Source organism: Pseudomonas sp. R-28-1W-6 (assembly GCF_009799925.1).
Lineage (GTDB): Bacteria > Pseudomonadota > Gammaproteobacteria > Pseudomonadales > Pseudomonadaceae > Aquipseudomonas.
Map to the genome: position 1 here is coordinate 138,821 of NZ_WELK01000007.1, position 20,379 is coordinate 159,199.

General features: G+C 64.4%; 18 protein-coding genes. 9 read left to right on the forward strand and 9 right to left on the reverse strand.

Annotation, left to right across the window (positions count from 1 at the left end; genetic code table 11):
- Positions 1-49 precede the first annotated feature (49 nt).
- Positions 50-973 (forward strand): LysR family transcriptional regulator, encoded by a 924-nt coding sequence (locus F3I62_RS14430; protein ID WP_160490334.1) that lies wholly within the window; start codon positions 50-52, stop codon positions 971-973.
- 10 nt (positions 974-983) lie between these two features.
- Here the strand turns inward: F3I62_RS14430 and F3I62_RS14435 are convergent, their stop codons facing one another.
- On the reverse strand, positions 984-1,160 hold the full coding sequence (locus F3I62_RS14435; protein ID WP_160490335.1) for a hypothetical protein: 177 nt from the start codon (positions 1,158-1,160) through the stop codon (positions 984-986).
- A 140-nt stretch (positions 1,161-1,300) separates the two neighbouring features.
- Between F3I62_RS14435 and F3I62_RS14440 the strand changes: the two genes are divergently transcribed.
- Positions 1,301-2,062 carry a YoaK family protein gene (locus F3I62_RS14440; RefSeq protein ID WP_160490336.1) on the forward strand — a complete coding sequence of 254 codons (762 nt, stop codon included), beginning with the start codon at positions 1,301-1,303 and terminating at the stop codon, positions 2,060-2,062.
- A gap of 54 nt (positions 2,063-2,116) precedes the next feature.
- Here the strand turns inward: F3I62_RS14440 and F3I62_RS14445 are convergent, their stop codons facing one another.
- Positions 2,117-2,398 (reverse strand): peptidylprolyl isomerase, encoded by a 282-nt coding sequence (locus F3I62_RS14445; protein WP_160080911.1) that lies wholly within the window; start codon positions 2,396-2,398, stop codon positions 2,117-2,119.
- A gap of 412 nt (positions 2,399-2,810) precedes the next feature.
- Between F3I62_RS14445 and F3I62_RS20240 the strand changes: the two genes are divergently transcribed.
- The gene (locus F3I62_RS20240) at positions 2,811-4,211 is read left to right on the forward strand and encodes a mannan-binding lectin (protein ID WP_218572874.1); all 1,401 of its coding nucleotides are present in this window, start codon (positions 2,811-2,813) and stop codon (positions 4,209-4,211) included.
- A 322-nt stretch (positions 4,212-4,533) separates the two neighbouring features.
- Here the strand turns inward: F3I62_RS20240 and F3I62_RS14455 are convergent, their stop codons facing one another.
- A complete protein-coding gene (locus F3I62_RS14455) occupies positions 4,534-4,683 on the reverse strand; it encodes a hypothetical protein (RefSeq protein ID WP_372240141.1) in 150 nt (49 codons plus the stop codon).
- 122 nt (positions 4,684-4,805) lie between these two features.
- On the opposite strand from F3I62_RS14455, the gene F3I62_RS14460 reads away from it, so the two are divergent.
- Both F3I62_RS14460 and F3I62_RS14465 read left to right on the forward strand, forming a co-directional pair.
- Positions 4,806-5,657 carry a CAP domain-containing protein gene (locus F3I62_RS14460; RefSeq protein WP_160490337.1) on the forward strand — a complete coding sequence of 284 codons (852 nt, stop codon included), beginning with the start codon at positions 4,806-4,808 and terminating at the stop codon, positions 5,655-5,657.
- 569 nt (positions 5,658-6,226) lie between these two features.
- Positions 6,227-7,867 (forward strand): peptidoglycan-binding protein, encoded by a 1,641-nt coding sequence (locus F3I62_RS14465; RefSeq protein WP_160490338.1) that lies wholly within the window; start codon positions 6,227-6,229, stop codon positions 7,865-7,867.
- A gap of 233 nt (positions 7,868-8,100) precedes the next feature.
- On the opposite strand, the gene F3I62_RS14470 is transcribed toward F3I62_RS14465, so the two are convergent.
- The 3 genes from F3I62_RS14470 to F3I62_RS14480 all read right to left on the reverse strand — a co-directional run bounded on the left by F3I62_RS14470 (position 8,101) and on the right by F3I62_RS14480 (position 9,710).
- A complete protein-coding gene (locus F3I62_RS14470; RefSeq protein ID WP_160490339.1) occupies positions 8,101-8,373 on the reverse strand; it encodes a DUF4242 domain-containing protein in 273 nt (90 codons plus the stop codon).
- A 211-nt stretch (positions 8,374-8,584) separates the two neighbouring features.
- Complete coding sequence (locus F3I62_RS14475) at positions 8,585-8,851, reverse strand: hypothetical protein (RefSeq protein ID WP_160490340.1); 267 nt, start codon at positions 8,849-8,851, stop codon at positions 8,585-8,587.
- A gap of 178 nt (positions 8,852-9,029) precedes the next feature.
- Positions 9,030-9,710, reverse strand: a complete 681-nt coding sequence (locus tag F3I62_RS14480) for a GNAT family N-acetyltransferase (RefSeq protein ID WP_160490341.1) — start codon at positions 9,708-9,710, stop codon at positions 9,030-9,032.
- 315 nt (positions 9,711-10,025) lie between these two features.
- Here F3I62_RS14480 and F3I62_RS14485 point away from each other — a divergent pair, with 315 nt between their 5' ends.
- The gene (locus F3I62_RS14485; RefSeq protein WP_160490342.1) at positions 10,026-10,172 is read left to right on the forward strand and encodes a lmo0937 family membrane protein; all 147 of its coding nucleotides are present in this window, start codon (positions 10,026-10,028) and stop codon (positions 10,170-10,172) included.
- A gap of 209 nt (positions 10,173-10,381) precedes the next feature.
- Entirely contained in the window at positions 10,382-10,678 is a 297-nt protein-coding gene (locus F3I62_RS14490; RefSeq protein WP_160490343.1) for a hypothetical protein, read from the forward strand.
- A gap of 483 nt (positions 10,679-11,161) precedes the next feature.
- On the opposite strand, the gene F3I62_RS14495 is transcribed toward F3I62_RS14490, so the two are convergent.
- The 3 genes from F3I62_RS14495 to F3I62_RS14505 all read right to left on the reverse strand — a co-directional run bounded on the left by F3I62_RS14495 (position 11,162) and on the right by F3I62_RS14505 (position 17,014).
- Positions 11,162-12,463, reverse strand: coding sequence for a hypothetical protein (locus tag F3I62_RS14495; protein WP_160490344.1), 1,302 nt, complete (start codon positions 12,461-12,463; stop codon positions 11,162-11,164).
- Between the two features lie 115 nt (positions 12,464-12,578).
- Positions 12,579-13,826: a ribonucleotide-diphosphate reductase subunit beta gene (locus F3I62_RS14500; protein ID WP_160490345.1), complete on the reverse strand. Its 1,248-nt coding sequence runs from the start codon at positions 13,824-13,826 to the stop codon at positions 12,579-12,581.
- 308 nt (positions 13,827-14,134) lie between these two features.
- Positions 14,135-17,014 carry a ribonucleoside-diphosphate reductase subunit alpha gene (locus F3I62_RS14505; RefSeq protein WP_160490346.1) on the reverse strand — a complete coding sequence of 960 codons (2,880 nt, stop codon included), beginning with the start codon at positions 17,012-17,014 and terminating at the stop codon, positions 14,135-14,137.
- A gap of 788 nt (positions 17,015-17,802) precedes the next feature.
- On the opposite strand from F3I62_RS14505, the gene F3I62_RS14510 reads away from it, so the two are divergent.
- Entirely contained in the window at positions 17,803-18,525 is a 723-nt protein-coding gene (locus F3I62_RS14510; protein ID WP_160490347.1) for a response regulator, read from the forward strand.
- A 34-nt stretch (positions 18,526-18,559) separates the two neighbouring features.
- Positions 18,560-20,179: an ATP-binding protein gene (locus tag F3I62_RS14515; RefSeq protein ID WP_160490348.1), complete on the forward strand. Its 1,620-nt coding sequence runs from the start codon at positions 18,560-18,562 to the stop codon at positions 20,177-20,179.
- Positions 20,180-20,379: the final 200 nt, after the last annotated feature.

A 20,379-nucleotide genomic window follows, 5' to 3' on the forward strand; every position in this document is an offset into this window, starting at 1 on the left:
TTAGCCGGTAATTTTTGCTTTCTTTCGATACAAATGGTTGTTAATTGCCATGGATACGCTCAACGCCATCGAATGCTTTGTCCGCAGTGCCGAGGCCGGCAGCTTCGCCGAAGCGGCGCGGCGACTGGGCCTGACCCCGGCGGCAGTGGGCAAGAACGTCGCCCGCCTGGAGGCGGACCTGGGGGTGCGCCTGTTCCAGCGCAGCACGCGCAGCCTGAGCCTGACCGAGGCCGGCGAACACTTCCTGGGCGAGGCCAGGGGCGGTCTGGATACCCTGCGGGGGGCCATGAACAACCTGGCCGGCATCGAGGGTCAGCCGGTCGGCACGCTCAAGGTCAGCATGGGCCTGGCCTTCGGCCTCAACTACATCGTGCCGCTGCTCGACGAGTTTCTCCGCCGCTACCCTGGCGTGGTGCCCGACTGGCACTTCGACAACCGTGCCGTGGACATGATCGGCGAAGGTTTCGATGCGGCCATCGGCGGTGGTTTCGAGCTACCGCCGGGCGCGGTGGCCCGCGAGCTGGGGCCGGCCCACCGGGTGCTGCTGGCTGCCCCGGCCTATCTGGCCCAGCACGCCATGCCGACCTCGCCGAGCGCGCTGCGCCAGCATGCGGGCATCCTGATTCGCTCGCCACAGACCGGGCGCATCCGCCCGTGGCTGTTGCGCAATCGCGCGGGTGAACAGGCCGCCATCGAGCTGCAGCAGCGCATGACCCTGGGCGACCCGGAAGCTGCCTGCCACGCCGCCCAGCAAGGCCTGGGCATCACCCTGGTAAGCAGCGCGCATGCCTTGCCCTACCTGCAGAGCGGCGCGCTGCAGCGGGTGTTGCCGGACTGGTACGTGGACAGCGGGGCGATATCGATCTACTTCTCCGGGCACAAACTGCTGCCGCAGAAGACCCGGGTGTTCGTCGACTTCATCGTCGAGCAGTTCCGTCGTCAGGGCCTGGCCGAGCAGTTTTCCGCACGCTGAGGCCATGCAGTCATTTATCCGCTCCCCGCAAGGGTAGGGGCTGCCGCCCCGTGTAGGTGAGCTGTGCCGGATCCACGCGCATGCAGTTCCAGATGCAGTCGACCACCTGGCCCAGCAGTTTGCTCAGGGGCAGGGGCGCGCGGGCGGCGCCGGGCGTGGCCGGCTGGGCGGGGATGTTGGCTGGCATGGGGCTTCTTCCGTGATGACCGAGGGGCGCAGTGTCCATGGAAACCCGGGCCCTGGGTAGCGCCCCGGCGCCGTGGCGCATCGGATATGCTTGGCCCGCTGCACGGCCCCGTATTCCCGTTTCGCAACAGGTAGAGCCCTATGCCGATCCACTACGCCAGACGCTTGGTCGGGCGCAAACGCACGCCGGATGCCAATCGCCACCTGGGCTTCGTGCTGGCCTTCGTCGCCGGGGCGATCAACGCCGGCGGCTTCCTCGCGGTGCAGCAGTACACCTCGCACATGACCGGCATCGTCTCCTCGATGGCTGACAACCTGGTGCTGGGCGCCTACGAGCTGGTACTCAACGGCGCGGGCGGGTTGCTGTCCTTCCTGCTCGGGGCGATCTGCTCGGCGATCATGGTCAACTATTCGCGGCGCCGCCGCCGGCATGCCGAGTTCGCCATGCCGCTGCTGCTGGAGGCCTTCCTGCTGCTGTGCTTCGGCCTGCTGGGCAGCCGCCTGGCCGACGTGGAGGGGCTGTTCGTGCCGGTCACGGTGATGCTGCTGTGCTTCATCATGGGCCTGCAGAATGCGCTGATCACCAAGCTGTCCAAGGCCGAGATCCGCACCACGCACATCACCGGCATCGTCACCGATATCGGCATCGAGCTGGGCAAACTGCTGTACTGGAACCGCTCGCCGGTGCCGGAAAAACTGCGGGTGGCGGTGAACAAGGCGCGCCTGCTGGTGCTGGCGGTGCTGGCGCTGAGCTTCTTCTGCGGCGGCGTCAGCGGCGCGTTCGGCTTCAAGTACCTCGGCTACATCGCCACCTTGCCGCTGGCCCTGGTGCTGGTGACCCTGGCGATCGTGCCGGCGCTGGATGACCTGGTGCTGATGTGGCGGCGCTGGCGACGGCGCTGAATAGCGAGTGGTGGGGGCTGGAGGTCCCCACGGCGGGCGTGGGGACGGCGCGGATCAGTCCTGGCGGCTGGTCACTTCCAGCAGGTGGTAGCCGAACTGGGTTTTCACCGGGCCCTGCACCACGTTGAGCGGCGCGCTGAACACCACGGTGTCGAATTCCTTGACCATCTGCCCCGGGCCGAAGGAACCGAGGTCGCCGCCCTGGCGGCTGGACGGGCAGGTGGAGTTGTCTTTGGCGACCTGGGCGAAGTCGGCGCCGGCTTCGATCGCGGCTTTCAGTTCGTTGCACTTGGCTTCAGTGGCAACCAGGATATGACGGGCAGTAGCGCGGGCCATGGGGTGTTACTCCTTTTTGAGAAGGTGCAGAGCCTAGCGCAATTGCCTGGCATAGCAAACGCCGTACGCCCAGTGGCGGGGCGGGCGGCGCCTTCCGTCCGGTAACCTGGCCCCCTGCCTTGCGAGGGTGGCCGGGCTCTTCTAGCGTCCAATCAGCGCGTGGCCCTGCCTCGCGCATGTTCAGGGAGATGGATGGCTATGGACCGGCCCGCGCCACCGGCCGCCAGCGGCGGCAACCTCCAGCCTGGCTTCGCGCCTTTCCACTTCCTGTCCGTACCCTCCGGTGCCATATCGGCGTGCAGATTTTCGCCAACCGGGCGAGCCAGTGCCGCCAGTTGCCTACAAGCCTGACTGCTGTCCGTTGCCCGAAGGCGATTCGGGCGCCCGATGCTCTGTTATAGGGAGATAACCCATGACTCGACTGTTTACCTGCGCCCGCAGTTCGCTGCTGGCCGTGCTGTTGCTGGTCGCCACCCAGCAGCCCGTTGTGGCGGCCCAGGCCGCCACGCCGGTGTGCAACGCCAGCGCCAGCTGGATCAGCAGCCCCAACCCGCCCAGCGAAATACCCAACGGCAGCAACGCGCAGTTCTGCGATTTCTACCAGTTCAGCTGGCAGTGGTTCCTCCAGCTGGTCAGCCCCTCCACGACCACAGCCAGCCTGCGCAATTTTCAGGTGTCTGCGAACTTCCCCGTGCTGCAGGCCAGCGGCCAGGACTCCTGCGCCGCCAACGCACCGCCGGTGGCCATGTTCGTACGGGTCGAGAAGCCCCAGGGCGGCGGCACGCCCTTTGTCCTGCCGAAGCGCACCGGCCAGGCGGGCGGCGGCGACAGCATCTTCGACCAGGACGGTAACGTGGTCTTCTATGACATCCGCTTCAGCCGCAACCTGTGCGACGTCGGCGCGGTGCAGGCGGCGCAGAACTTCCCGGCCGGTACCTTCGAACTCAAGTCGGCCTGGCGCATCATCACCGCGGCGGAGCAGCCCAACTACTTCTGGATGGAGGCGGACGTGGACGGCGTGCCGGGCAACGAGCTGCTGGGGCTGATCGGCCTGCACATGGTCACCGCCACCCAGCTGCACCCGGAGATGATCTGGGTGACCTTCGAGCACCGCAGCAACGTGCCGGAATGTGCCAACCCCGGCACCGCGCCGGCGGCCGGCTGGTCCTTCACCAGCCCGACCTGCGCTGCCCAGCTACCCAGCATGCAGGGCACCTGTACCTTCAACACCGCCGCGCCGAGCACCGGCCTGACCGGCACGCCCAGCGAGATCTGTCGGGTCTTCCATGACGCCAGCGACCCGCAGGACCATGAGGGCAGCGACAACATCGCCATCATCGACGGCCTGAATGCGCAGATGCAGGGCTTCCTGGCCGCGCTGGGCAACGACGACCCGATGGCCGTATGGCAGAACTACATGATGGTGGGCGCGCTCTGGCAGAACGATGTCACCCAGCCGTCGTCGATCGTCTCCAACCAGCGCGGTTCGATGCGCCTGGCCAACGCAGTGATGGAAACCACCTTCCAGAACGTCGACCTCACGTCCTCGTTCGTCTCCAACTGCTTCGGCTGCCACAACTTCGCCGGCTCGAAGACCAGCAACACCCTGCCGTCCTCGGCATTCAGCCACATCTTCGACGACATCATGCTGGGCCAGTGCAAGGCCACGGACGTGCAGGCCGGGCCCATCTGGAACAACGCCGACGCCCAGCAGAAGTGTGTGCAGACCTGTGAGAACAAGGGCGGCTGGAACGGCAACTGGACGACCACGGTGCCGGGGCAGATGTCCGTGTGCGGCTGCTGCGGGGGCTGAGGCTCGCGGTGTCATGGCGGCCCGGCCCCACCGTGGGCCGGTGCTCGCCGCCAGGGGGCATACCGCGTCGGTGTGGGCGCGGGAACGCCCTGGAGCTCGCGTTGGCCCATCGAGCGGCGAGGGCGCCGCCGATCTTCTTCTCGTGGGCGGCTTGGCTGCCTTTCTGGTGCCTGGGCTGGTTGTCGATCTGCTGCCCGGTGCGGGTCGGATCAGGCCTTGCTTGGCTGCCTCTTCCCGGGTGCTCTGCACCAGCCCGGTCGGCAGCTCGTCTGCCGATTCGTTGAGGGCAGGGCGCACACGAAGAGCAGGTGCATCCAGGTGGTCAGCGCTTCCTGCTTCTGTACGCGCCCGCGCATCTCCCTCGGCTCGGCTCGGCCTTGCCGCCCGGCAGCATGAAGGCCCGGGTACCGCGCTTGCGCACCGGCACCAGGCGGCCGGCCTCATCGAACAGGCCGGTCGCGACGATATTCAAGATGGTTGTGGTCCTGCTTCGGTCATCGGTGGCGGTGACAAATCGTAATTCTGTCCCTCTGCGGGCTCCGCAAATGCGTGAAATCGCGCATCATGGGCGCAGTCTGCCCGAGGGAGTCGTTCATGCGCGTCAGCTCATCCATTCTGCGTTTCGCCACCTTGTCGCTGGGGCTGCTGTGCGCCGCCGTTGCCGGTGCGGCCGAGGAGGCGCAGCTGATCGAGTCGATCAACGCCTACCGCAGCCAGGTGCAGCGCTGCGCCGGCCAGGCCTCGGCGGAGCTGCCGCCGCTGGCCGCCGACCCGCGCCTGGTGCTGCCGGCTACCGGTAGTGCCGACCTGCAGGGCGCGCTGGCCCGCGCCAGCTACCCGATGGTCAACGTGCAGGCCGTCAGCCTGTCCGGCCCGCGCGATGCGCAGGCGGCCATGCAGGCGCTGCGCGAGAGCTTCTGCCAGGTGCTGCTCGACCCGCAGTTCGTCGATATCGGCGTGAGCCGCCTGGACCGCGACTGGCGCATCGTCCTGGCGCGCCCGCTGCTCGGCGGCAAACTGGGCGACTGGCAGGCCGAGGGGCAAAAGCTGCTGGAACAGATCAATGCTGCTCGCGCCCAGGCGCGCCAGTGTGGCGGCCAGCCCTTCGCCGCCGCCGCGCCGCTGGCCTGGAACGCCACCCTGGGGGCGACGGCCGAGGGCCACAGCCGGGCGATGGCCAACGGCAACTTCTTCGACCACCGCGACCGCGACGGCCGCACCCCGGGCGATCGCGCCGAACTGGCCGGCTACGGCGGCCAGCGCATCGGCGAGAACATCGCCGCCGGGCTGGACACCACGCGCAAGGTGGTCGACGGCTGGCTGGCCAGCCCCGGCCATTGCGCCAACCTGATGGCCGCGCAATTCAGCGAGCTGGGCGCGGCCTATGCGGTCGACCCGAAGAGCGATGCGGGGATCTACTGGACGGCGCTGTTCGGCGCGCCGTGAGCCTCGGGCGGACGCTGGTAGCGCGCTAGCCGAGGTGTTCGGCGCCCTGATTGTCCCTCGCTGGGCGAGTGTTGCTCCTGGCGCCGGCTCTCGGCGGGCAAGTGGCTGAACACCCGCTTGAGCCCGTTGTGGCCGATGGAGCGGATCACTCCCTCCTGCTGGTGGTCGCGCAGCGTCGGTGCCGGCAGCCCGCAGCCGTCAGAGCTTGCCGATATCCCTCTCCTTTGCGCTTTTCCCGCCGGCTGGTGTATGTGCACTGCCGAACAGATGCGCCGAGCAGGTCGCTCGTATGATCAGCACAAGCGCACTCTAAGAGCCTGTTCAACGGCTCGAAAATCAGACTCCCAGCCTTAGCCCATCGGTGGAAACTGCTGCGCAGTTTCCCGCCTACGCGCACCGGCAAGCGTTGTAGGGGATAGCGCTCTGCTTATCCCTGACGGCGGCTCGGAGAGAACCAGGGCAAGACAGCGAGCCGGCTCTAAACATGGCAGAGGCTGGTTCAAGGCTTGGTATGGCGCCGCGAAACAGGCGGCGCGCATGACCATTTCTCACTTGAGGAGGTCTGCATCATGTTCGTTTTGCGCAATGCTCCGCTCTATGCCGCACTGCTGTTCGGTTTCTCCCTGTCTCCCGTCGTCTCGGGCCTGGCGCTCGCGCAATCCGAACCATGGCAGTACCCCACGGGGGCGGGCATGCTACTGGCCCAGGCCGCTTCCGGCACCGTGCTGGAGATCCAGCGTGAGCTGAACCAGCGCGGCTATAGCGCGGGCCCTGCGGACGGTTTGATGGGCGGCCGCACGCGTGAGGCGATCCAGGCCTACCAGCGCGAGCAGGACCTGCTGGTGGACGGGCAGGCCAGTGCAGCCCTGTTGTCCCATCTGCGCAGCACCGCTCGCAGCCGGGCACCCGCCGCGCCGCCGCCCGTTTCTGCGACACAGCCGGTCGGCGAGATCCAGGAAGCGCTACGCAGTCTCGGCTACCCGGTCGGGCGCTCGTCCGAGCGGCTCACCGACGAGATCCGTGCCGCCATCCGCAGCTACGAGTCCGACCACGGTTTGCTGATGTCCGGCGAGCCGAGCGCCGAACTGCTGCGACATATGCGCGGGCGCGTGGCTGCGGCCCCCAGCGCTAGCGAGGTCGATGCCAACACCCTGGCGCGGATTCAGGCCGAACTGCGCCTGCGTGGCTACTCGGTGCCCCTGGTCAGCGGCCGGATGGATACCCAGACCCGCCAGGCCATCCGCGAATACCAGCAGGGCCAGGGCGCACCGGCAACCGGTGAGCCCAGCCTCAAGCTGCTCGAAGAACTGCGCTCGGCCAGCGCCGAGCCGGCGCCCACGGTCGCCAGCCGGGAGCAGCGGGCGGCGGCACAACGGGCCCTGAATGCCCGCGGCTACGATGCCGGCCCGCCGGATGGCGTGCTCGGGCCGCGCAGCCGGGTGGCGATCCAGAAATTCCAGACCAGCAATAACCTCAGCCCGACCGGTGAACTGAGCAGCGCCACGCTGGAGCTCCTCGGTATCGACGCTGCCGTCACGGCGCCGCCACCGGTGGCGGTCAAGTCGTACCGGTTGCGGGTGCGGGACGACTTCACCGATGGTGATTACGCCCGCAACCCGACCTGGCGCATCACCGCCGGGCGCTTCGAGGTGCGCGATGGCGGCTTGAATTCGGCGGTTAGCCCGCCTCCAGACAATGGCGAAAACAAGGCCCGCCAGGCGCTCGGTGACCTGTTGAAAGAGCAGTTCGGCTTAGCCCTTCCGGGGCAAGCGGTGCAGGCGGCACAGGCTAACGCAGCAGCCTATCTGCCGCTCTCGATCGGCCAGGAGTTCCGCATCAGCATGGCGCTATCCGGTTTTACCGATGCGCTCAGTCAGATCGATCTGGGCCCTTATCAGGGCGACAACCTCAACCACGGTTACCGGCTCAACTATCGCGCCAACCAGCCACGCTCATTGCAGCTTGTCGTCGTCAACGAAAAGGGCAGCACGGCGATTGCCAGTGCAGCGGGGCCGCGCCTCGACAGCGGCGGGCCGCACCAGTTGGTCTGGCAGCGTGACAGTGCCGGGCGGATGACGGTGAGCCAGGGCGACGAAGTGCTGATCGATGTCGTCGACCAGAACCTGGCCGGCAATTTCGACGGCTTCTCGCTGATCAATGCGGGCGGCGACTGGACCCTGCATGAGGTGATCGTCGAGGACCGTCGCTAGTCATGGGGTGCCTGCTCAGGCTTCGGCGTGCCGAACGGGAGCGAGGGTGCGCCTGATCGTGCGCTGCTGGGTGCGGGTTCTGTGTCGACGCGGCCCTAGCAGGCAAGCGCCATCAGCAACATGCGCGGGTAGGGCGCGCTTATGCGGGGGGAGACGCTGGGCCGTCGAAGGCGGCATTCCCACGCGGCGCGTGGGAAGGACCAGTGAATGGAGGCACCGGTTCGCCTCTCGCGTTACTCGGCGGTGGTCGGGTCTATGGTGGCTTTGACCTGCGAGATCCGGTCTGCCGGGAAACCGCCGCGCTCGGCGTGCTCGCGCACCAGCTGTTCATTGTCGGCGATGTACACGCAGTACACCTTGTCGTCCGTGACATAGCTGTGCTGCCACTGCACCTTCGGCGCCATCGTGCTCAACACCGAGCAGGACTTCTGGGAGATGGCGTGCAGTTCGGCGGCACTGAGTTTTCCTGCGCCGGGGATGTCACGTTCGATCACGTATTTAGGCATGGCAAGAACTCCGTAAAGAACTCTGGATAGTTCAACACCCCCCCGCCACAGCTTAGCAGTCGAGCATGGCCGGGGCGGCGCCGCGCGCCACCGTTGATCGCATGGGCGGTTGATTGGGTGGCGTGTCCAGGACGGAATGACTCCGCGCTCGCATCGGGCCGGGCTGGGGTATCCGATAGCTCCCACGCGGAACGTGGGAGCTATGGTTTGTCTAATCGGCGTAGATCTTCTCGCCGGTGGTGAGGTTTTCCGTGCCGATGAAGGTGTTGCTGGGGACGAAGGCGATGGGCGCGATGTCGCCTTCTACCGCGGCATACTTGGCCAGGTAGTAGTAGACGATATCGCAGCGTTGCACGCGGATGTCCTGAGTCAGCGAGCTGATGGGGGCGCGCCAGGTCGTCGGCTCTTCCCGGCAGTCGCCGCTTATCAGCTCCGAGTCTTCGACAGCCATGCGCTCCGCCTTCATTACGGCTTTCATCAGCTGCGTCTCGATGAGCGTTTTCTCCGAGGTTTCACAGCCTGCGGTCAGCAGCAGGAGCGCGGCCAGTAGCGAAATCCTTTTCGTCATGATGGTCCTTTGGGGATCTGGATTGGGTCGGGTAGGTTGAAGCAGTGTGATCGTTCCCGTGCGGAGGACGCGTGGCAGCAATCACACTTTATGCGCGGCGCTCGTCCACCAGCGCCTGGGCCTGACGGGCCATCTGGTCGAGCAGGCGGTCGCGCTTCTTCTCCGCCTCGCTCATGGCCTTGTTGCCGTGCTGCTTGAGCAGATAGGCGTGGATCTGCCGGACTTCCTTGGACTGGAAGATGGGCCCCAGGTCCTGGACCGCGACCATGCCGTTCGAGCCGTGGTCCCGGGTGTTCATCAGCACCTGCGTGCCGCGCGCCGCCAGTACCTGAAAGCCCATGGCCTCGAAGACCGGCACCTTGCTTGCCACGCAGGCCAGTTCGGCGTGGGGGTGACGGGTGGTCATCTGCTGCAGCATGGCGCGGGCAATGCCGTGGCGGCGCTGGCCGGCCTGCACGGCCATGTAGGCCAGGGTGCAGGCCTCGGGGGCGTCCTTGACCGGCAGGTAGAGGGCGAAGCCGAGCACCTGGGAAGGGTCCTGGTCAGCCAGGGCCAGGATCAGCCGCGCGCGGGTATCCAGGCTCGCGTCCATGGCCTGCAGATACAGGTGCACCTCGTAGCCGATCACGTACTGGTACAGCTGGTAGAGCGGATTGCTGGGCGTCAGCGACACAGGGCTGATGTCGCTGAAGTAGTCCACCACCATCTGCAACACCTGGCTTTTCAGCGATTCGGGTGGCGGGTTGTCCAGCTGTACAAGGGTGAACATCGAAAGTCTGGCTCCGGGCATCGGTAAGGGCGGCATTGTAACGCCCGCGCGGATGATCGTTGCCCACGCTCGAGTGGCAATGCAGCCAGTGGCGCTCCGCGTCACGCAGCCCAGCGGGCGCCCCCGATCAAGCCGGTCTGCCCCGCGCAGCGGCGTAGGGTGGGAAACCGCGGGGCGTTCGCCAGCGTGGATATCCGGCTACTTGCAGCGCGGCAGCGGTCAGCGGGTGTTCGCTACCGAACAGACCAGGGGCCACTGCTGCGCACAATCTGGCTACAGGCAGATGCGAGCCGGACACCGATTGGAGATACCGACATGCTCATGACGATCGCGATTATCTTGTTAGTTCTGTGGGCGCTGGGACTGGTTTCGTCCTACACCCTGGGTGGGCTCATCCACATCCTCCTGGTCGTGGCGATCGTGGTGTTTCTGGTCCAGTTCCTTCAAGGGCGCCGAAGCTGATGCGCACAGCACCTTGAGTCGCCGGATGGCCTCGCGCGGGCAGCGGATGCTGCTCGATGCCGGCCGGGCGGCTGCTCGGTGGCTCGTCACGGGTGGCCCGTCATGGGCTCGGCGTACAGAAATGACCCAGCCGCTGAGGCTGCTTCTCGCGAGTATTCCCGGCCCTAGCGTTTGCCCTGTACCGCACTCACAGCGCAGGAGATTCATAGATGGCTACTCACGTTACCCACTTCATGGCCGACGGGCATCTGGCCTGCGGCCGCCACGGCGACACATTGACCTCGACCACGGAAGTGGCGCGGGTGAAATGTCGCAACTGCCGTGGCACCGAAGCCTTCCAGGAGGCTCGTAGAGTCGGCCGCAACGCGGCGCGCAGAGCCGCGCGGCAAGCCGTCAAGGCCTCTCACGAAGCCTGCAAGTGGCGCGGCGCCTGGTTGCAGAGGCTCACCGACATGCCGGGGCTGCAGCGCCTGCCAAGAGGATTCAAAGGCCAACCCTACGTCTAGCAGAGATAGAGCTGCATCCATTCTGATGATCGTTCCCACGCAGAGCGTGGGAACGATCAATAGCGGCTTTAGCCGCGAAGCTTTTGCTCTTCCGTAGGGTGCGCTGAGCGCACCAGGGGCATTGTTGCGGGGTTCGTGGTGCGCACGGCGCACCCTACGGCGACCACCCAACCATCGCGAACTCTCAAGCAACTCGGGGCCCGAACCCCGTCAGGAGGCCGAGCGGAGGTGCTGTGGAGAGGGGCATTTGGCATGGATGCCAAATGAGGAACGATGGGCCAGGGATGGCCCTTCGTGACGACCCTCGGAACAGCGCCGGAGCGAGGGGAGTCTGGCGTAGCCAGACCCGGATGTCGGGCGCGTTTTCTCTTTGGTTACTTTCTCTTTCGCGCGAGCAAAGAGAAAGTGACTCGCCGTAAGGGCGAAAAGGGAGGACTGGTTCAGTGCAGTGGCTCAGAAAATAAATCTGTCCCCTTTTCCCTACTATTCGCCAGCTTGTGTAGAGGATTGATCTTTTGATTTTGGATGTCGTCGGTCTTGCATAAGCGATTCAAATCCGGACTTTGAGATTTCGATAAATTTATCTTTGAGTTCGGGGATTGTGTCTAGCGCCTTTTGGAAGTGAGGCGAGCTAAATAACTCACTCCAAGGACTGTTGTGGTGGTCTGTTTCGACGAGCCTTAGCGGTGCTTCTTCTAGTCGAGTCAGAGCGGAACTAAAGAGTCGAGCTTCAAACGCCTCGTCAATTCTAGCGGCTTCTTTTCTATAACCTTCGTATGCTTTGGCAACCGATGCTTTGAAAGCATAGTCTTCTGCTAGTCGGAATCTTTGACTGATTTGTTTTGTTGAAACCCATGCGAACCATAGTGGGGCTCCCACGCTGAGTGCCGACAGAATCAACTGTGCAAGAATTATTTCCCAGCGCGGGTCTGGAATAGAAAGAGATTCTGTGAGGCTTGATATTCTTTTTGATCCCAAGATAGCACCTATCCCTAGGGATAATACTAGGCCGACGACCCATACCCACATTGATGCTCCGAGTTTTCCCGCTCGTTGATCAAAGCCTGCAGCTAAACCTTTTGTTGTTGTAATTCTATATGCCTCTTCGCACTGCATAACAAGCTTCTCAGCTGCATCAGCTCGGCTGGTAATTACTTGCTCGTAAGCGTTTGTAGAGTTGTTGCGCTGCTCTATTGCGCTGTGAAATTTGACTGAGTCATCTGAGAGTCTTTCAATTTTAGCTCGCGCATCTATTAGCGCTTGCAAATCGGTGGGTAGCGATTCTGCAGCCTCAGTGGCGTCTTGGATTAATCGAATCTGATTGGTGATTTCTTCTTTGTTTGGGGTTAGTTGATCAATTTCTGCTTTGATTGTGCGAAGCCGTTTTGCCATCTGGTGTGGCATGGCTTTTGTGTCTTTCAGGTTTTCCCATGAAAACAGAGGTTCGAGGATTAAGTTGATCCAGTTCATTGTCGCCATGTAGGCAGGAAGCGCTTGATGAGCATTTCCGTTAAATATGTAGGTTATGGTGTCTCGTTTAAGTTGTTCTACTTTGGCTGGAAAAAGCTTGATTTTATCTTCTATTACTTTGTCTATGTCGTCGATGTCAAACTTTTCAAGCTTATTAATAAGGGATATTGGGATTTCTGCGATGTCTTGCCTGGTTAATGGTGGGTGATGCCAGCCATGCACATCTTTAAGTGTTCTGTTTTCACCCCAGGCATTTAAAAGAGTGTCGGCAAGATCTTCAAGGGAGTCGCAGAGGTCGCTTAGAGCTTCGTGCATATGTTTTCCTTGCTATTAAAAAGCCCCGCATATAGCGGGGCTTTTAGTTTATTTAGCCACCCCAACGTCCATGTAAGGCACAGCTTTATATGAGTTTGCTAGTGGCAGTTATAAATCAATCCCAGCTCAGCGCCCCACCAGTCTGATACTCAATAACCCGCGTCTCGAAGAAGTTCTTCTCCTTCTTCAGGTCCATGATCTCCGACATCCACGGGAACGGGTTGCTGGTGCCCGGGTACTCTTCCTTCAGGCCGATCTGGGTCAGGCGGCGGTTGGCGATGAACTTGAGGTAGTCCTCCATCATCGCCGCGTTCATGCCTAGTACGCCGCGCGGCATGGTGTCGCGCGCGTATTCGATTTCCAGCTGGGTGCCCTGGAGGATCATCTGGGTCGCTTCGTCCTTCATCGCGGCGTCCCACAGGTGCGGGTTCTCGATCTTGATCTGGTTGATCACGTCGATGCCGAAGTTCAGGTGCATGGATTCGTCGCGCAGGATGTACTGGAACTGCTCGGCGGTGCCGGTCATCTTGTTGCGGCGGCCCATGGAGAGGATCTGGGTGAAGCCGCAGTAGAAGAAAATGCCTTCCAGTACGCAGTAGTAGGCGATCAGGTTGCGCAGGAACTGGCGGTCGGTTTCCGGGGTGCCGGTCTGGAAGGTCGGGTCGGAGATCGAGCGGGTGTACTTCAGGCCCCAGGAGGCCTTCTTCGCCACGCTCGGGATCTCGTGGTACATGTTGAAGATCTCGCCTTCATCCATGCCCAGCGACTCGATGCAGTACTGGTAGGCGTGGGTGTGGATCGCTTCCTCGAAGGCCTGGCGCAGGATGTACTGGCGGCACTCCGGGTTGGTGATCAGGCGGTACACGGCCAGCACCAGGTTGTTGGCGACCAGGCTGTCGGCGGTGGAGAAGAAGCCGAGGTTGCGCATGACGATGCGGCGCTCGTCTTCGGACAGGCCGTCCTTGCTCTTCCACAGGGCAATGTCGGCGTTCATGTTCACTTCCTGCGGCATCCAGTGGTTGGCGCAACCATCCAGATACTTCTGCCAGGCCCAGTCGTACTTGAAGGGTACGAGCTGGTTGAGGTCGGCGCGGGCGTTGATCATCTGCTTGTCGCCGACGTGCACGCGGGCGCTGGTGCCTTCCAGTTCGTCGAGGCCTTCCTGGATGTCCAGCTCGTTCAGCGAGGCCTTGGCGCGGGCCACGGCGGCGGAGTCGTCGGCCGATACGGCGCGGGCTTCTTCCACGGAGCCGGCGGCTTCGTTGTCGAGCTTGTCCAGCGCGGCGCCGACTACGGCAGCGGCGGGTTTGGCGGCGACGGCATCGCTGCCGTCTTCCTTATCGAATTCGTCCCAGCTGAGCATGGTGGTCTCCTGCTTGGTCATCGGGCCGGTTTGCGGCCTGTATGAATATCCAGTAATTCTGAGTATGTTCCGTTGCGGTATGCACGCAAGGCTAAAACTGTACCGCCCGTCTGGACGGTGCCCGCGCCGGTGGGCTGGCGTGGGGGAGGAGGGCCTTTGGCTGGCCCTCTCCTGGCAACTCGGTGCCCGCGGTTTTCAGAGCGAGGCAGCGCTAGGCGCCTGGTAGGTCGGAGCCCCTGAGCGTACGTCCGTACGTGATGGGGGCCGGCCTACCGGGCAACGACGCGAAGTCCGCTCTGAAGGCCGCGTTACTGGCACGCTTCGCAGTCGGGTTGGTCGATGGCGCAGGCCTTCGGCACTGGCGCCGGACCGGCCGGGGCGGCGGAGAAGCCGTCGTCGCTACCGCTGGACACCGCGTTGAGCTTGCCGGTGTTGATGGTCGACTTCTCGGTGCTGGTCGCGGCCAGGGCACGGAGGTAGTAGGTGGTTTTCAGGCCACGGTACCAGGCCATGCGGTAGGTCACGTCGAGCTTCTTGCCCGAGGCGCCGGCGATGTACAGGTTCAGCGACTGGGCCTGGTCGATCCACTTCTGGCGACGGCTGGCGGCGTCGACGATCCACTTGGTTTCCACTTCGAAGGCGGTGGCGTACAGGTCCTTGAGGTCCTGCGGGATGCGCTCGATCTGCTGCACGGAGCCGTCGTAGTACTTCAGGTCGTTGACCATGACCGGGTCCCACAGGCCGCGGGCCTTGAGGTCGCGCACCAGGTAGGGGTTGATCACGGTGAATTCGCCGGACAGGTTCGATTTCACGTACAGGTTCTGGTAGGTCGGTTCGATCGACTGCGACACGCCGGTGATGTTGGCGATGGTGGCGGTCGGAGCGATGGCCATGATGTTCGAGTTGCGGATGCCTTTCTGCACGCGGGCACGCACCGGGGCCCAGTCCAGGGACTCGGACAGGTCCACGTCGATGTACTTCTGGCCACGCGCTTCGATCAGGATCTGCTGCGAATCCAGCGGCAGGATGCCCTTGCTCCACAGCGAACCCTGGAAGGTCTCGTAGGCGCCGCGCTCGTCTGCCAGGTCACAGGAGGCCTGGATGGCGTAGTAGCTGATGGCTTCCATGGACTTGTCGGCGAAGTCGACGGCGGCATCGGAGCCGTACGGGATGTGCTGCAGGTACAGCGCGTCCTGGAAGCCCATGATGCCCAGGCCGACCGGACGGTGCTTGAAGTTGGAGTTCTTCGCCTGCGGCACGCTGTAGTAGTTGATGTCGATGACGTTATCGAGCATGCGTACGGCGGTGTTGACGGTGCGTTGCAGCTTGGCGCTGTCCAGCTTGCCGTCGACGATGTGGTTCGGCAGGTTGACCGAGCCCAGGTTGCACACGGCGATTTCGTCGGCGTTGGTGTTCAGGGTGATCTCGGTGCACAGGTTGGAGCTGTGCACCACGCCCACGTGCTGCTGCGGGCTGCGCAGGTTGCACGGGTCCTTGAAGGTCAGCCATGGGTGGCCGGTTTCGAACAGCATGGACAGCATCTTGCGCCACAGGTCCTTGGCGGCGATGGTCTTGTGCAGCTTGATCTTGCCGTAGCCGGCCATGGCTTCGTAGTACTCGTAGCGCTCTTCGAAGGCCTTGCCGGTGAGGTCGTGCAGGTCCGGCACTTCGGACGGGCTGAACAGGGTCCACTGGCCGTCGTCGAACACGCGCTTCATGAACAGGTCCGGAATCCAGTTGGCGGTGTTCATGTCGTGGGTGCGGCGGCGGTCGTCACCGGTGTTCTTGCGCAGCTCGATGAACTCTTCGATGTCCATGTGCCAGGTTTCCAGGTAGGCACACACGGCGCCCTTGCGCTTGCCGCCCTGGTTGACCGCTACGGCGGTGTCGTTGACCACCTTGAGGAACGGCACCACGCCTTGCGACTTGCCGTTGGTGCCCTTGATGTAGGCGCCCAGTGCGCGCACCGGAGTCCAGTCGTTGCCCAGGCCGCCGGCGAATTTCGACAGCATGGCGTTGTCGTGGATGGCGTTGTAGATGCCCGACAGGTCATCCGGCACGGTGGTCAGGTAGCAGCTGGAGAGCTGCGGACGCAGGGTGCCGGCGTTGAACAGGGTCGGCGTCGAGGCCATGTAGTCGAAGGACGACAACAGGTTGTAGAACTCGATGGCGCGCTCTTCCTTCTGCTTCTCTTCGATGGCCAGGCCCATGGCCACGCGCATGAAGAACACCTGCGGCAGTTCGAAGCGGATGCCGTCCTTGTGGATGAAGTAGCGGTCGTACAGGGTCTGCAGGCCCAGGTAGGTGAACTGCTGGTCGCGCTCGTGGTTGATCGCCTTGCCCAGTTTTTCCAGGTCGAAGCTGGCCAGCACCGGGTTCAGCAGTTCGAACTCGATACCCTTGGCGATGTAGGCCGGCAGGGCCTTGGCGTACAGCTCGGCCATCTCGTGGTGGGTGGCGCTGTCGGCCACCTGCAGGAAGCCCAGGCCTTCGGCGCGCAGGGTGTCCATCAGCAGGCGGGCGGTGACGTAGGAGTAGTTCGGCTCACGCTCGACCAGGGTACGGGCGGTCATCACCAGGGCGGTGTTGACGTCCTTCTCGGCCACGCCGTCGTACAGGTTCTTCAGGGTCTCGCTCTGGATCAGCTCGCCATCGACTTCGGCCAGGCCTTCGCAGGCCTCGCGGATGATGGTCTGCAGGCGGCCCATGTCCAGCGGCTGCACGCTGCCGTCGGCGCGGGTCACGCGGATGCTCGGGTGCGGCACGGCGACGTCGCTGGCGCTGGCGTTCTTGCGCTTGGTGGCCTGGGATTCGCGATAGATCACGTAGTCGCGGGCGACCTTCTGCTCGCCGGCGCGCATCAGGGCCAGTTCGACCTGGTCCTGGATCTCTTCGATGTGGATGGTGCCGCCGGACGGCATGCGGCGCTTGAAGGTGGCGCTGACCTGCTCGGTCAGGCGCGCGACGGTCTCATGGATACGCGACGAGGCGGCAGCGGTGCCGCCCTCTACAGCGAGGAACGCCTTGGTGATGGCGACGGTGATCTTGTCATCGGTATACGGCACGACAGTGCCGTTACGCTTGATCACGCGCAGCTGGCCGGGCGCGGTGGCAGCCAGATCCTGGGTGGCATCTGTGGCTTGCGGCGCGACGGCCTGCGGGTTCTCGCGAGAGGTGTCGGTTTGCATGGAGGTCTCCGTGTTTTTCTTAATTTTAGTTGGGCGCTGAGCAGTGGATCGCTGCGCCGTACCGCCGTTCATTCCATTTCAACAACGCCACGCGGACGGCGGTGAGGCCGGGCGCGCGGGACTTGCAAACTGGGCAGGGAAGGTACGACCAAGCGCCTTCCTGGCTCTTCAAGTCTTGTGCCGACGTTACGGTCGGCACCACTAGATGTTGTGGCAGGCCAGCCGAGGCGGCCTGCGCGGATCAGGACACCCTCGCTCTACTGGCGGTACAGGGTCCTGCTCTGGATCGGTGGAGCTCAAGCGCCCATCTAAGCCTGGATTCGCACTTTTTCAGTTCAGGGAGTGGACTGTTTTAGGGCAAATGTGCTTGTGTGGTTCATTGTGCGAAAACCCAACATGTAGGTGTTTGTCGCGCTGGGGATACAAGATAGTGCGGTGCTTGGGCGAAGGCAAGCCGAGAAAATCGGCCTGCCTGTGGATAAATCTGTGGGTTACTTTGGGGTAAGTTTCGCCAAGCCCCGCAGTTGCTGGGATTCTCCCCTCTACACCGTTCGTCGTGGCGGACGGCGCTTTTTTGCCGTCCCTGAACGTGACTTTTTAGTCAATCACACAAACACAAGATGTAGGGTTTTTCTCGGCGCTGTTGGCCTGTTCCGTGCAGGCGCGGCGCCGGCCTTTTCCACGGTGCCGGGCGCGGGGCCCGGATGCCCGCAATAGCGCCGCTGCCGGGGTTGCGTTGCTACAATGCCGGCCTGACATGGGCAGATGAGCGGTTCTGGGGAGGATGTGTGGAGCAAGAAGCCTGGCAAATCCTGATTGTCGAGGACGACCAGCGCCTGGCCGAGTTGACCCGGGAGTACCTGGAGAGCAACGGCCTGAAGGTGGCGATCGAGTCCGACGGCGGCAAGGCGGCGGCGCGCATCCTCAAGGAGCAACCGGACCTGGTGGTGCTCGACCTGATGCTGCCCGGCGAGGACGGCCTGTCCATCTGCCGCAAGGTGCGCGGCCAGTACGACGGACCGATCCTGATGCTCACCGCGCGCACCGACGACATGGATGAAGTGCTCGGCCTGGAAATGGGCGCCGACGACTACGTATGCAAGCCGGTGCGTCCGCGCGTGCTGCTGGCGCGCATCCGTGCCCTGCTGCGGCGCAGCGAGGGCAATGCCGAGGCGGCTCCGGAAAGCCTGCGGCGCCTGCAGTTCGGCCAGCTGGTGATCGACAGCGCGATGCGCGAGGCCTGGCTGCGCGAGCAGAGCATCGAGCTGACCAGCGCCGAGTTCGACCTGCTCTGGCTGCTGGCGGTAAACGCCGGGCGCATCCTCTCCCGCGAGGAGATCTTCACCGCCCTGCGCGGCATCGAGTACGACGGCCAGGACCGCTCCATCGATGTGCGCATCTCGCGCATCCGCCCGAAGATCGGCGACGACCCGATGCACCCGCGGCTGATCAAGACCGTGCGCAGCAAGGGCTACCTGTTCGTCGCCGAAGCGGCCGAGGACCTGTCTTGAGGCGCGGCGCGCGGCGGGCCGGGGCAGCGGCGCGATGAACTCGATCTTCCTGCGCATCTATGGCGGCATCATCGCCGCCCTGGTGCTGGTGGCGCTGCTCGGCGTGGGCGTGCTGCAGCTGACCAACGAGGTGCGCAGCGACCAGTACCGCGAGCAGCTGGCGCGCGGCACCTTCCGCCTGATGGGCGACAACCTGCAGCGCATGGAATCGGTCGACCGGCGCCGCGCCCTGGCGACCTGGAGCCGCCTGCTCGGCGTGCCGCTGGCCCTGGAGTCGCTCAAGGCCGAACCGCTGGATGGCCGCTCGCGTGGCCTGCTGCTGCGCGGCCAGGTGCTGGTGGAGCAGACCGGCCCGCACGCGGCACGGGTCTACAGCCTGGTCAGCGAGCAGGAGCAGCTGGTGCTGACCGCCGAGGTGGAGCAGATCAGCGAGCAGCTGGCGCGGGCCACCGTCTACCTGCTGATGGACGAGCTGGTGCGCTACCCGATCGTCGAGCAACCGCGGCGCCTGGCCGCGTTGAAGGCGGAGAAGAACTTCGGCTTCGACCTGCGCCTGGTCACCCTGGAAAAGGTCGATCTCGATGCCGACCAGCGGCGTCGGGTGGACGAAGGCGACACGGTGCTGGCGCTGGGCAAGGGCGGCGACTCGATCCGGGTGATCGCCGGCATGGTCGGCACGCCCTGGGTGCTGGAAGTCGGCCCGCTGTACCAGATGAATCCCTACCCGACCGAGCTGCTGGTGCTGGTCGGCGTGCTCGGCCTGAGCCTGACCGGGCTGATCCTCTATCTATTGGTACGCCGCCTGGAACGCCGCCTGCTGGGTCTGGAAAGCGCCGCGGCGCGGATCGCCAGCGGCCATCTGGATGCCCGCGTGCCGACCCGCAGCGCCGACTCGGTGGGGCGCCTGGCGGCCACCTTCAACACCATGGCCGAGCAGTTGCAGCGCCTGCTGAGCGTCCAGCGCGAGATGGTCCGGGCGGTGTCCCACGAGCTGCGCACGCCGGTGGCGCGCCTGCGCTTCGGCCTGGAGATGATCGGCGATGCGCAGACCGACCAGGCCCGGCGCAAGTACATGGACGGCATGGACGGCGACATCCTCGAACTCGACAAGCTGGTCGACGAGATGCTGGTCTATGCCCGGCTGGAGCAGGGCTCGCCGGAGCTGCACTACCAGCAGGTCGACCTGCAGGCGCTGCTGGAACAGGTGATCGACGAACTGGCGCCGCTGCGCGCGACGGTACGGGTCGAACTGGCGCCGTCGCAGGTCGCGCCGGATGACGGCGGTGCGCTGGTCGAGGCCGAGCCGCGCTACCTGCACCGGGCCCTGCAGAACCTGGTGAGCAACGCCATGCGCCATGCCGAGTCGCGGGTGCGCCTGTCCTACCGGATCGGTCACCGGCGCTGCCGGGTGGATATCGAGGACGACGGCCCGGGCGTGCCGGAGGAAGCCTGGGAGCGCATCTTCACCCCCTTCCTGCGTCTGGACGACAGCCGCACCCGCGCCTCCGGCGGGCATGGCCTGGGCCTGTCCATCGTGCGCCGGATCATCTACTGGCACGCCGGCCGCGCCCATGTCGGACGCAGCGCGGCCCTCGGCGGCGCGCAGTTCAGCCTGGTCTGGCCGCGCCGGCAGGACGGCGCCGAGCGGGCCTGAGCGCTCGCCCCGGCTCCAGCGCGGCTTTCGTAGGGTGCGCCATGCGCACCGACAGGCCCGGTAAGAGTGCCCTGGTGCGCACGGCGCACCCTACGCGGTCCTGCGTCACAGGTTTCCCGGTGCCGAGTCACTACCGTTCGGCGCCCTTCATCAAACTGTCACGGTTCTGTGGCAGCGCGCTTCGAACGATGACCGCAAAC

Coding starts and splice junctions, on each gene's coding strand:
- F3I62_RS14430 (WP_160490334.1), top strand. CDS start 50: ATGGATACGCTCAACGCCATCGAATGCTTTGTCCGCAGTGCCGAGGCC.
- F3I62_RS14435 (WP_160490335.1), bottom strand. CDS start 1,160: ATGCCAGCCAACATCCCCGCCCAGCCGGCCACGCCCGGCGCCGCCCGC.
- F3I62_RS14440 (WP_160490336.1), top strand. CDS start 1,301: ATGCCGATCCACTACGCCAGACGCTTGGTCGGGCGCAAACGCACGCCG.
- F3I62_RS14445 (WP_160080911.1), bottom strand. CDS start 2,398: ATGGCCCGCGCTACTGCCCGTCATATCCTGGTTGCCACTGAAGCCAAG.
- F3I62_RS20240 (WP_218572874.1), top strand. CDS start 2,811: ATGACTCGACTGTTTACCTGCGCCCGCAGTTCGCTGCTGGCCGTGCTG.
- F3I62_RS14460 (WP_160490337.1), top strand. CDS start 4,806: ATGCGCGTCAGCTCATCCATTCTGCGTTTCGCCACCTTGTCGCTGGGG.
- F3I62_RS14465 (WP_160490338.1), top strand. CDS start 6,227: ATGTTCGTTTTGCGCAATGCTCCGCTCTATGCCGCACTGCTGTTCGGT.
- F3I62_RS14470 (WP_160490339.1), bottom strand. CDS start 8,373: ATGCCTAAATACGTGATCGAACGTGACATCCCCGGCGCAGGAAAACTC.
- F3I62_RS14475 (WP_160490340.1), bottom strand. CDS start 8,851: ATGAAAGCCGTAATGAAGGCGGAGCGCATGGCTGTCGAAGACTCGGAG.
- F3I62_RS14480 (WP_160490341.1), bottom strand. CDS start 9,710: ATGTTCACCCTTGTACAGCTGGACAACCCGCCACCCGAATCGCTGAAA.
- F3I62_RS14485 (WP_160490342.1), top strand. CDS start 10,026: ATGCTCATGACGATCGCGATTATCTTGTTAGTTCTGTGGGCGCTGGGA.
- F3I62_RS14490 (WP_160490343.1), top strand. CDS start 10,382: ATGGCTACTCACGTTACCCACTTCATGGCCGACGGGCATCTGGCCTGC.
- F3I62_RS14495 (WP_160490344.1), bottom strand. CDS start 12,463: ATGCACGAAGCTCTAAGCGACCTCTGCGACTCCCTTGAAGATCTTGCC.
- F3I62_RS14500 (WP_160490345.1), bottom strand. CDS start 13,826: ATGCTCAGCTGGGACGAATTCGATAAGGAAGACGGCAGCGATGCCGTC.
- F3I62_RS14505 (WP_160490346.1), bottom strand. CDS start 17,014: ATGCAAACCGACACCTCTCGCGAGAACCCGCAGGCCGTCGCGCCGCAA.
- F3I62_RS14515 (WP_160490348.1), top strand. CDS start 18,560: ATGAACTCGATCTTCCTGCGCATCTATGGCGGCATCATCGCCGCCCTG.